This window comes from Streptomyces bobili (assembly GCF_002154575.1).
Classification (GTDB): Bacteria; Actinomycetota; Actinomycetes; order Streptomycetales; family Streptomycetaceae; genus Streptomyces; species Streptomyces bobili.
In genome coordinates, this window is the sequence record NZ_MUBA01000480.1 from 1 (window position 1) to 9,804 (window position 9,804).

General features: G+C 71.5%; 10 protein-coding genes. 4 read left to right on the top strand and 6 right to left on the bottom strand.

Features of this window, described 5'->3' with window-relative positions:
• Positions 1-152: 152 nt before the first annotated feature.
• Together BZL64_RS30850 and BZL64_RS30855 are read right to left on the bottom strand one after the other, a co-directional pair.
• Positions 153-806, bottom strand: a complete 654-nt coding sequence (locus tag BZL64_RS30850) for a ScbR family autoregulator-binding transcription factor (RefSeq protein ID WP_086772439.1) — start codon at positions 804-806, stop codon at positions 153-155.
• A gap of 68 nt (positions 807-874) precedes the next feature.
• Positions 875-1,750, bottom strand: a complete 876-nt coding sequence (locus BZL64_RS30855; protein WP_244205575.1) for a ScbA/BarX family gamma-butyrolactone biosynthesis protein — start codon at positions 1,748-1,750, stop codon at positions 875-877.
• Between the two features lie 205 nt (positions 1,751-1,955).
• Between BZL64_RS30855 and BZL64_RS30860 the strand changes: the two genes are divergently transcribed.
• On the top strand, positions 1,956-2,606 hold the full coding sequence (locus BZL64_RS30860) for a ScbR family autoregulator-binding transcription factor (protein WP_086772441.1): 651 nt from the start codon (positions 1,956-1,958) through the stop codon (positions 2,604-2,606).
• 96 nt (positions 2,607-2,702) lie between these two features.
• Here BZL64_RS30860 and BZL64_RS30865 read toward each other — a convergent pair whose 3' ends face one another.
• Positions 2,703-4,514, bottom strand: coding sequence for a S8 family peptidase (locus BZL64_RS30865; protein ID WP_086772442.1), 1,812 nt, complete (start codon positions 4,512-4,514; stop codon positions 2,703-2,705).
• Between the two features lie 360 nt (positions 4,515-4,874).
• Here BZL64_RS30865 and BZL64_RS30870 point away from each other — a divergent pair, with 360 nt between their 5' ends.
• The gene (locus BZL64_RS30870) at positions 4,875-5,840 is read left to right on the top strand and encodes a lytic polysaccharide monooxygenase (protein ID WP_086772443.1); all 966 of its coding nucleotides are present in this window, start codon (positions 4,875-4,877) and stop codon (positions 5,838-5,840) included.
• Positions 5,841-5,897: 57 nt separating this feature from the next.
• Here BZL64_RS30870 and BZL64_RS30875 read toward each other — a convergent pair whose 3' ends face one another.
• Complete coding sequence (locus BZL64_RS30875; RefSeq protein WP_086772444.1) at positions 5,898-6,536, bottom strand: Tat pathway signal sequence domain protein; 639 nt, start codon at positions 6,534-6,536, stop codon at positions 5,898-5,900.
• A 708-nt stretch (positions 6,537-7,244) separates the two neighbouring features.
• Between BZL64_RS30875 and BZL64_RS30880 the strand changes: the two genes are divergently transcribed.
• Together BZL64_RS30880 and BZL64_RS30885 are read left to right on the top strand one after the other, a co-directional pair.
• Positions 7,245-7,913, top strand: coding sequence for a DUF6230 family protein (locus BZL64_RS30880; protein WP_086772445.1), 669 nt, complete (start codon positions 7,245-7,247; stop codon positions 7,911-7,913).
• A complete protein-coding gene (locus BZL64_RS30885; RefSeq protein WP_086772446.1) occupies positions 7,910-8,332 on the top strand; it encodes a DUF6114 domain-containing protein in 423 nt (140 codons plus the stop codon). Before BZL64_RS30880 ends, BZL64_RS30885 begins: the two co-directional genes overlap by 4 nt.
• Before the next feature lie 86 nt (positions 8,333-8,418).
• On the opposite strand, the gene BZL64_RS30890 is transcribed toward BZL64_RS30885, so the two are convergent.
• Together BZL64_RS30890 and BZL64_RS30895 are read right to left on the bottom strand one after the other, a co-directional pair.
• Positions 8,419-8,853 (bottom strand): ankyrin repeat domain-containing protein, encoded by a 435-nt coding sequence (locus BZL64_RS30890; protein WP_086772447.1) that lies wholly within the window; start codon positions 8,851-8,853, stop codon positions 8,419-8,421.
• A 35-nt stretch (positions 8,854-8,888) separates the two neighbouring features.
• Positions 8,889-9,804 (bottom strand): aromatic amino acid lyase (locus BZL64_RS30895; RefSeq protein ID WP_086772448.1); only part of this gene is annotated, 916 nt, incomplete at its 5' end.

Consider the following 9,804-nt stretch of genomic DNA (forward strand, 5'->3'; position numbering starts at 1 on the left):
ACCATGGGCGCGGCGGGGTCGCCATGGGTGCGGTGGGCGGCCACGGGTGCGATGGCGAGGTCCGCTGGGCACGCGGGCTCGGGGGCACGCGGGCTCGGAGCGTGAGATCGTCCCTCGGGCGGGCCCGCGTGCGTGCGGGCCGCCTACCCACCTCACACCGCCGCCGCCATGACCTCCCGTTCCAGGCGGGCGGCGAGGCTCAGGTAGCGGGGGCGGCGAGGGACGGGGACCAGGCCGCGGATGAGGACGTGCCACATCTCGGCCAGGCGGCGCGGCAGCCGGGTGCCGGGCTCGCGGGAGCGGCCCACCACGCGGGTGCCGACGAAGAAACAGACCAGCGAGTGGGCCACGGCGTCCACGTCGACGTCCGGGTGGATGTCGGACTCCCGTACCGCGCCGACGAGCCGACGGGACATCAGCTCCAGCCACTCGGTGAACGGGTGCGGCACGGGCGGCCGTACGGCGACGCCGCCGGTGGCCAGGCGAAGGCCTGCACGGGCGACCGGGCCCTCGACCGACAGCCTCACCATGCCGAAGGTGAGGCGCATCAGCGCTTCGAGGGACGGGTAGCCCCGGTCGTCGATCTCGCCCGCGACCCGGCGGGAGGCCTGGGACTGCAACTCCAGGATGGCCTGGGCGAGATCCTCCTTGGCCGCGAAGTGGAAGTAGAGCGCGCCCTTGGTGACATGGGCGTGCTCGACGATGTCACTGAGGCTGGTGGATTCGTAGCCGTTCCGGTCGAACAGATCGGCTGCGGCCCTGATGATCGTCGCGCGGGTCTGCTCCGCACGTAGTTGCCTCGCCATCGACTGGACACTCCTGGGCGTAAAGAACGGGTCATGCCGTTTGTTTCTCACCCCCAGTAAACAACAGTTCACGATCCGGCGGTACCGACCAGACATTCAAAGACGGTGGACTCCCGTTGTACGCAGACGACTTGCACGCCGGTGTCAGGGGTGCCCCTCGCCTCTATCCACAGGGGTTCGTCCAGCTCCGCATACCGGTGGAAGAGGGCGTGGTAAGCCGTCGGCACCCGCTTTCCGGATGTCTCCAGCAGGGCTGCCTGACGGGCGCCCTCCATCAGGAGCATGCCGGGGACGTGGTCGAGGGGATGATCGAAGAAAACGGGGTGCGCGGTATTTACTCGCAGTTGCCAACGGTCCGGCCGGCCGGTGGGGGCGAGCACGACGTCCGTGGGCAGGGCCCGGTCGACGGCGTCGGTGGGCACCCCGGCCGGGACGGGGACGGCCGTCACGGTGTCCGGGGTACGGCCGCCGCGCAGCCGCCGGTAGACGGACTCGCCGACGCAGGTGAAGGAGACGTCCGCGGTGGCGACGCGGGCGCCGTCGCGCAGTACGTGCGCGGTGTAGCGGGCGCCGACGGGGCGCCGGCCGCGGTGCTGGACATCGATGAAAGCGAGTTCGACCTCGGGTTCGGCCGGCCGCGGGCCGAGCGCCAACGCCCACGGTTCGGTGGTCACCTGGAACTCCTTGAGCACGAACTGCTGGTCGAGCGGCACCTCGTACTCGGTGTGGCTGATCAGCGTGCCGCTCTGGCGAATCGTTTCTACGACGAGCAGCGGGTCGTACGCCGACCAGTCGGGAGACACGTGTAACCCGTGGGCGCGCGGCCACTGCGCCGACACGGTGAAGCGGTCGGCCCCGGTGCGCCGCCAGCCGGTGAGGAAGGTCTCCGCGAGGGCGGCGCGGTGGACGAGTTGGCGGGCGACGGTTGCGGTCAGGGACGGCATGTCGGCAAGCTGCCGCGGTCGAGTCATCTCTCTCCCTACGGTCCCCCGAAGGCCACGGCGGACGGCGAACCGTCCGCTCGGTGAGCGTTAGAGTACGAGGCGACCGGTTTGTTTTCAATGAGATCAGTCGACGGCATCCTATGATCAGACCGAATCCGCATCCGACTGCGGGGACAGCCGGTTCGGTGCCGTGAAGGGGCTCTCAATGGCGAAACAGGAGCGCGCGATCAGGACGCGCAGAGCGATCGTGGAAGCGGCGGGCGCGGTGTTCGACGAACACGGTTACACCTCCACCACCATCGCCATGGTCCTGGAGCGCGCCCAGGTCACCAAGGGTGCCCTGTACTTCCACTTCGCGTCGAAGGAGGCCCTGGCCCAGGCGGTCCTGAACGAGCAGGTGCCCTTCGGGGTGGTCCCGCCGCAGCCGTGCAAGCTCCAGGAGATCGTCGACATGACCTTCGTGGTGGCGTGCCGGCTGCTGGACAACGCCCTGCTGCGGGGCAGCGTACGGCTGGCGGTGGACCAGGAGACGCCGGCCGGGGTCGATCACGGCGAGCCGTTCCGGCAGTGGACGCAGGCGTTGACCGAACTGCTCGAACTGGCGGGCCGACGGGGCGAGTTGCTGCCCACGGTGAAACCGGCGGAAACGGTCGACCTGCTCGTGGGCACCTTCACCGGCGTCCAGCTGATGTCCCGGGCGCTGACCGACCGCGCCGATCTCGGGGACCGGCTGGCCGTGATGTGGGCGCACATCCTGCCCAGCATCGCGGTGCCCGGTCTGCTCCCCGGCCTCGACGCCCGCGCCGACCGGGGCGCACGGGTACTGGCCTCGCCGGAGCAGCGCGTGGCTTCCTGACCCGGACGTGCGGCGGGCCGGTCGGTGTCCATCCACACCGGCCGGCCCGCCCGTTCGTACGGCTGGGAGGGGTTTCCCCTCGTGCAGCCTGCCTGACTAGAAGGTCAGCTTCCAGCTGTTGATGCGGCCGGTGTCCTGCGCGGCCACGTCCTGCACCCGCAGCTTCCAGGTGCCGTTGGCGACCTCGCTGGAGGCGTTCACCGAGTAGGTCGTCACGATGTTGTCCGCGGAGTCCGAGGTACTGGACGCCTTCAGCCGGTACGCCGTGCCGTCCGGGGCGACGAGGTCGACGACCAGGTCACCGCGGTAGGTGTGGGTGATGTCCACGCCGACCTGAAGGGCCGTGGGCGCGTTGCCGGTGCGGCCGGTGACGGCGATCGGGGATTCGACGGCCGAGCCGTTGTCAGGGATGCTGACCGCGGTGGTGCTGGTGAAGGTGGTGCCCCCCGTGGAGCCGCCGGAGCCGCTCACCGCCTGCACCGTCTTGGCCGCGTCCGCCAGGCCCGCGCCGCAGCCGCCGGAGCAGGCGCCGGGCAGGGCACGGGCGTTGCTCTTGATGGCGGTCTCGATCTGCGCCGGGGTCAGCGAGGAGTTCGCCGACTTCATCAGCGCGACCAGGCCCGCGATGTGCGGGGTGGCCATGCTGGTGCCCTGGTAGTAGGCGTACGACTCGGTGGACGCCGTCTTGGTGCCCGAGTTCAGCGTGGACAGGATGCCGTTCGCGGTGCCGGTGCTGGTCTGGCCGCCGGGCGCCGAGATGTCCACGAGGGAACCGTAGTTGGAGTACGAGGCCTTGGCGCCGGTGCGGCTGGTCGCGGCCACCGAGATCACGTTGTTGCAGTTGCCCGGCGAGTGGTTCGCGACGTTGTCGTTCTCGTTGCCTGCGGCCACGGCGACGGTCGTGCCGCGGCTCACGGCCGCGTTGATCGCGCTCTGGGTGGCCGAGGTGCAGGCGCCGTCGCCGCCGAGGCTCATGTTGATGACCTTGGCGACGTTGGTGTTGGCGGGAACGCCGGAAACCGTCCCGCCGGACGCCCAGGTGATGGCGTCGATGATGTCGGAGTCGTAACCGCCGCACTTGCCGAGGACGCGGACCGGGGAGATCTTCGCGCCGTAGGCGATGCCCGCGATGCCCTTGCTGTTGTTGGTGACGGCGGCGATGGTGCCGGCCACGTGGGTGCCGTGCCAGGAGGAGTTGCTGGCCGGGATGCCGGAGCCGCACTCGTTGGCCGCGTAGTAGTCGCCCGGGTCGGCCGGGTTGCTGTCGCGGCCGTCGCCGTCCACCGAGACGGCGGTGTCGGCGATGAAGTCGTAGCCGCCGACGATGTTCGCCGCGAGGTCGGTGTGGGCGACGTAACCGGTGTCGATGACGGCGACCGTCACGCCGGTTCCGGTCGTGGTGGTCCAGGCGCCGGGGACGTTCATGCCGGCGGCGGCCTCGTACAGGTCCCACTGCTTGGCGTACTCGGTGTCGTTCGGGTCGGCCTTCGCGGTGTTCAGGCGGTCCGGTACGACGTAGGCGACCTGCGGGTCCGCCCGGTACTCGGCGACGACGTCGGCGACGTCCGCGCCGGTCAGGCCGGAGCCCAGGTCGACCAGGGCGGCGCCGGTGCCGAGACGGCGCTCGAAGTCGAGGTCCTCGCCGGTCTCCTTGCCCTTGGCGGCGGCGTCGGCCTCGGCGGCCTGGTTCGAACTGGCCTCCGCGGCCGCCGACTTGTAGCCGACGATGAGACGCTCGGCCGGGGTGCCGGGCGCGGCCTCGGTCTGGGCGGCCGGGACGGCGGCGGCCTCCCGTGACACGCCGTCCGGAGTGGTGGCGGCCGAGGCGGTGCCGGCGGCGGTGAGGAGGGCGGCGGAGACCGCGGCGACGGATATCAGCTTGCGTCTGAGAGCGGGAGAGGTGCGCAAGGGGGCGTGCCTTTCATGGCCGGCTCCGGGCAGGGGGGAGCCTCGGTCGATTCGCTTCGTCGTCGAAGCGGCGGGGGTTTGATCGAGGAGCAACGCAGCGGGCCGGCCGGGCGGACAGCCGGTCCACCAGGGGTTACCTGTGGGTCAGCTGTGGTGGAACGATAGGCAGGGCGACGGTTGTTCGGATACGGGGGAAACCCTCGATCCGGCCGGAGCACCACCCTTGAGAGCGGGCAACTGGACGGTGAATGCCCGGGTTTGCTCGGCGCCGCCCGATGCGTCGGCGTATTGAACGCGCCGGGCCGCCGCCGCGTACTGCACGTCGAAACCGTTCCCGCGCCGGCCGAGGAGACGTGCCCGATGCGCCGCACGACCGCACACCGCACCGCCGCCCTGACGGCCACCGCCCTGAGCCCCCTGCTGCCGGTGCTGCTGTGGGCAGCGGCACCGGCGCAGGCGCACGGAGCGCCCACGACCCCGGTCAGCCGGGTCTACGCCTGCTCCCCCGACGGCGGTTCCCCGTCCCGGTCCGCCGCCTGCCGGGCCGCCGTGGCCACCAACGGGGCGCCCTTCACGGCCTGGGACAACCTGCGGGTGGCGAACGTGAACGGCCGCGACCGGAGCACGATCCCCGACGGGCAGCTGTGCAGCGGCGGCCTGCCGGCCTACCGGGGACTCGACCTCGCGCGCTCCGACTGGCCGTCGACCCGCCTGACACCGGGCGGGACACTGCGCATGACGTACGTGTCGACGATCCCGCACACCGGCACGTTCAGGTTCTACCTGACGAAGCCGGGGTACGACGCGTCGAAGCCGCTCACCTGGGACGATCTGCCCGAGCGGCCGTTCGCCCAGGTGAAGGACCCGGAACTGCGCGACGGCGCCTACCGGCTCACGGCCGAACTGCCCGCCGACCGCACGGGACGTCAGGTGCTCTACACGGTCTGGCAGAACAGCAGCACGCCCGACACCTACTACTCGTGTTCCGACGTGGTGTTCCCGGAGAAGGCCGCGGCGGCACCCGCGCCGTCGGCGACCAGGGCCACGGCCGCGGGATCGCCGAAGCCCTCGTCCGCCGTCCCTACGGCTCCGGACGGTGCTGCGGCCGGCACGGGGGCGACAGGCAGGACACCGTCCGCCGCCCCCGTACCGGGAACGGCGGCGGCGTCCGGCGCACCGGCCGCGGCCACGCCCGCGAGCACCCCGGTGGCGTCCGCCTCCGGGGCCGGCTCGGGGCCGTCCGCGCCGATGCTGGCGGGTGGCGCCGCCGCGGTGCTGGTGCTCATCGGCGGCGCCACCCTGGTCCAGCGCCTGCGACGGCGCTGAAACCGAACCGCTTCGCGAAGCGGTTTTCTCCGCTCTCTCTCCGATCTTTCTCCGGGGTCAGTTGACGGTGACGGCCGCGCCCGCGTCGGTCACCGGGGCGTACTTGGCGGTGAAGTAGCCGTTCGCGAAGCACAGCGACGAGCCGGACGACTTGGTGAAGTGCTGGCCGGTGAAGGTGATGCTGTTGTCGGCGTTGCTCGCCGCGCCGGTCAGGCTGGGCGCCTGGTAGACGCAGTTGATGCTGCCGAGGAGGGTGCGCAGCACGACCGTCGTCTGGATGGTGGAACCGGCCGCAGGGGTCACGGTGACGGTGCCGTCGGAGGACACGGCCGTGGAGTACGCCAGGTTGTTGACCGTGATGCTGGTGACGCCGAGCACGCCGATGACGTTCGCGGAACAGCTGCCGAAGGTGTGCCCGGTGAGCGATTCGGTGGCGGTGCCCGGTGCGGTCGGGTTGTCGGTGACGGTGGCGGTGAAGCCGGAGGCGGCGCAGGAGACGCCGCTGGTGCCGGTGGCGGAGGAGTAGAGGGTGGCGTTGGTGCCGCTCGCGAGGGAGGCGGTGAGGACGTCGCCGACCGCGACGTCACCGTTGGCCGTGGTGAGGACGGCCGGGTCGGCCGCGGAGGCCGGGGTGACCGCCGTCAGCGAGAGGGCGGCGACGGTGCCGGCGAGGGCGAGGAGAGGGCGAGTGCGCATGCGGGTGCCTCGTTTCTCAAGTGGGGGTGCCTCGGACGTACTCCGAGAGGCGTTCTGAGAGGTGTTGCGAGAGGTGTGCTCGGGGTAGCTACGGGGAGTTGCGGGACGCGAGTTCGACGCCCGACCGGTGCCGGCCCGGAACGCCTTCTCCGTACGTGGCGGACCGGCAGCGGAGGTGGCGGCGGGCACGGACGGCAGGGGGAAGCGGCCGTGACGGCGCCGTGCGGGAATCGGACTCGGGGCGCGTGAGGGCCCGTGCTGGATGCTCGGGCGGGTCGTACCCGTTATTGACGGGAGGTCCGGCCGTCGGTTCGCGGGACGGCCGGACCGGGGGTCCGGGAGCGCGGAGAGCGGCTCGCCGCGCTGCGGATCCGGCGCCACGGATCCGGGCTGAGTCACCGAGAGTTGTAGACCTGATGAAGCGTCAACGTCAAGGACTCGTACGGAAGTTGGCGATGACGCAGATATATGCAGGAGCGGGCCGACACGCCCGGCCGACGGGCGGCACACTTCGCACACCCTTTTTCCACATCTCCCTTGACCGTGGGGTGTAACCATCGGTAACTTCCGAATCGGCTACTGACGCGTAACGAGAAAACCCTTGTGGCTTCCGGGAGTTGCGAGGAGACGTACGCGGCAGCCGCTGTCCGCGCCAGGACAACACGCCACTGAAGCCCAACCCGCATGACTATGCCCATGGGAGCAGACATGGCCTCGTCCTCGGACGTCACGTCGTCCGCCGAGAACACCCCCGGGAACCCGGAAAGCGGTTCCGCAGAAAGACGCGGCCGAGTCCGGCTGCGCCGGGCGGCCGTCATGGCCGTGCCCGCGACCTTCGTCGCCGCCGGCCTCGCGGTGCTCACGGCCCAGGGAGCCCTGGGCGTGCAGTTCGCGATCTCCGGCATGCCGTTCGTGGTGACCGCCGACAAACTCGAAGGAGACGGTTTCGCACAGTTCGGCTCACTGGACCACATGATCGAGAACAGCCCCAACGAGGGCGACACCGGCGGCCAGGTGCTGGTCGTCACCTCGGTGGTGAAGTCGGGCAAGCTGACGAGTCTGTGCCAGAGCGTCGACCTCGGTGGCATCCAGCTCGTCCTCACCGCGGGCGACAAGGGCACCAAGGTGAGCGTGGAGAACCTGGCCATCGACTCGGACGACATCACCGGCGACGCCTCGTTCAACAACATCGAGATCGGCCGCGACGCCAGCACCTTCGACAAGGTCGACACCCGCGGCATGCCGGGCGTCTACGGCCAGCAGGCCGACAAGGTCGTCATCAACAACCTTTACCAGCACAACTACGCCTCCACCGCCGCCGTGTTCAAGCTGCCCGACCTGCACATGCGCTTCGGGGGCGAGGGCTGCCCGCGATGAACCGCTTCCGGCGGTGGACCGCGCGCCGGCCCTTCCCCGGCGGGCTGCTGCTCGTCCTGGGCGGCGCGGAGATCCTGGTGACCATGAAGGCGCCGCTTCCGGTGATCCTGCGCATCGGCATGCAGGGGGTGGCCGGCTATCTGCTGCCGACCCTCATGGTGCTCATCGGGCTGCTGATCCTCTTCAACCCGGCGCAGCGGCTGTTCTACTCGATCCTCGGCGTCCTGCTGTCCCTGGGAACCTGGCCCACCTCGAACCTGGGGGGCTTTCTCGTCGGCCTGCTCCTCGGGGTGGTGGGCAGCTGCCTGACCTTCGGGTGGCTGCCGGACCAGGACACGCGCAGGGTCCGCAGGCAGCGGCGCAAGGAGGCGCGGACGGCCGATCAGCCGCCGTTGGCGCAGGCCGGGGAGCCCGCCTGAGCGGGACTCCGCCGCGCTCGTCGCAGGGGCCGGACACGATCCACCGTCGGCGGGGATCGCGCCCGGCCCCTGTCCCGTCGGCGCCCCTACGGCGTGGGCGTGGGCGTGGCCGCCCCCGCTGCCCGCAGCACCGCGATCGTCTCGGGGTGCGGTCCCCGCTCCGCCCACTCCAGTGGTGTCCAGCCCGTGCCCCGGTCCTCGCGCAGGCGGGGGTCGGCGCCGTACGCCAGGAGGGTGCGGACCGTCTCGGTGTGTCCCCAGCAGGCTGCCGCGCACAGCGGCGTGCCGTCCGAACCGGGCCCCGCGCTCTCCGCGTCGGGCGGGGCTCCGGCCTCCAGCAGCCGGCGGACGATGCCGGGATGGCCCTGGACGGAGGCGAGATACAGCGCGGTGGTGCCGTCACGGTCGGCGGCAGCCGGGTCGGCGCCGGCCCGCAGCAGTGCGCCGACCCGGGCGTCCTCGTCGAGCAACGCCGCCGTAACCAGTTTCCTGGCCAGTTTCTTCTGCCGCCGCCTGTTCATGATCGACGAGGGTAGTCGGGTGCCGGAGGCGGCGCTCAGAATTGCGCGAGGAGCCGCAGCAGTTCGGCCGCCACCGTCACATCACCGGTCAGCGGGCGGTCGTCCGTACCGTCGGGCAGGGCCTCGTCCACCACGGTGAACACGGCGATCTGCGGTGGTACGGCGTGCATCCTCAACGCCCGTACGGCGGAAACCAGTTCGCAGGCGAGAACCGTGCGGTACGCCTCTGCAGCGCGCAGGGTCTGACGGGCGGCCTGGCCGGCGAAGCTGGCGGTCTCCTCCAGGCCGCGCGAGAGGACGGCGTGCCCGACCGATGCCGGGGCCGCGCAGGAACGCAGTTCCGCCAGCGCCGAGTGGGCGGTGTACTCCAGGATCATCGTGCCCGAGCTGCTGGCGGGGCCGGCGGCGAGGAACGCGGGCAGGCCGGTGAGCGCGGGGTCCCCGAGCGCGGTCAGGCGGGCCGCCGAGAGCTGGGCGGTCTGGAGCAGCGTGAGGTTCACCGTCTCCAGGGCGTGGCCCAGGGGCGCGGCGAAGAAGCCGCCGTGGTGGTAGGCCGCGGTGCCGTCGAGGGCCAGGAGCGGGTTCTCCGAGGGACAGTTGATCTCCGCCTCGACGACCTCGCGCAGCCGCTCCGCCGCGTCTAGGGCGCAGCCGTGGACCTGGGGGAACGCGCGGAATCCGTACGGGTCCTGGATACGGCGTCCGGAGTTCTCCGGCCGGTCCGGCAGCCCCAGCAGCCGCCGCACCTCACCGGCCGCACGGACCGCGCCGGGGTAGGGCCGCAGGGCGTGCACGGGCGCGGCGTACGCCTCGGCCGACCCGGAGACGGCGGCCAGCGCGAGCGCGGCCACGGCGTGGATGGCCCGCAGCAGCCGGTCCACCCCGTGCAGGCCCAGCGCGGCCTGCCCCAGCGCGAGCGCGTTGCTGCTGAGCAACGCGCTCGCGCTGGGG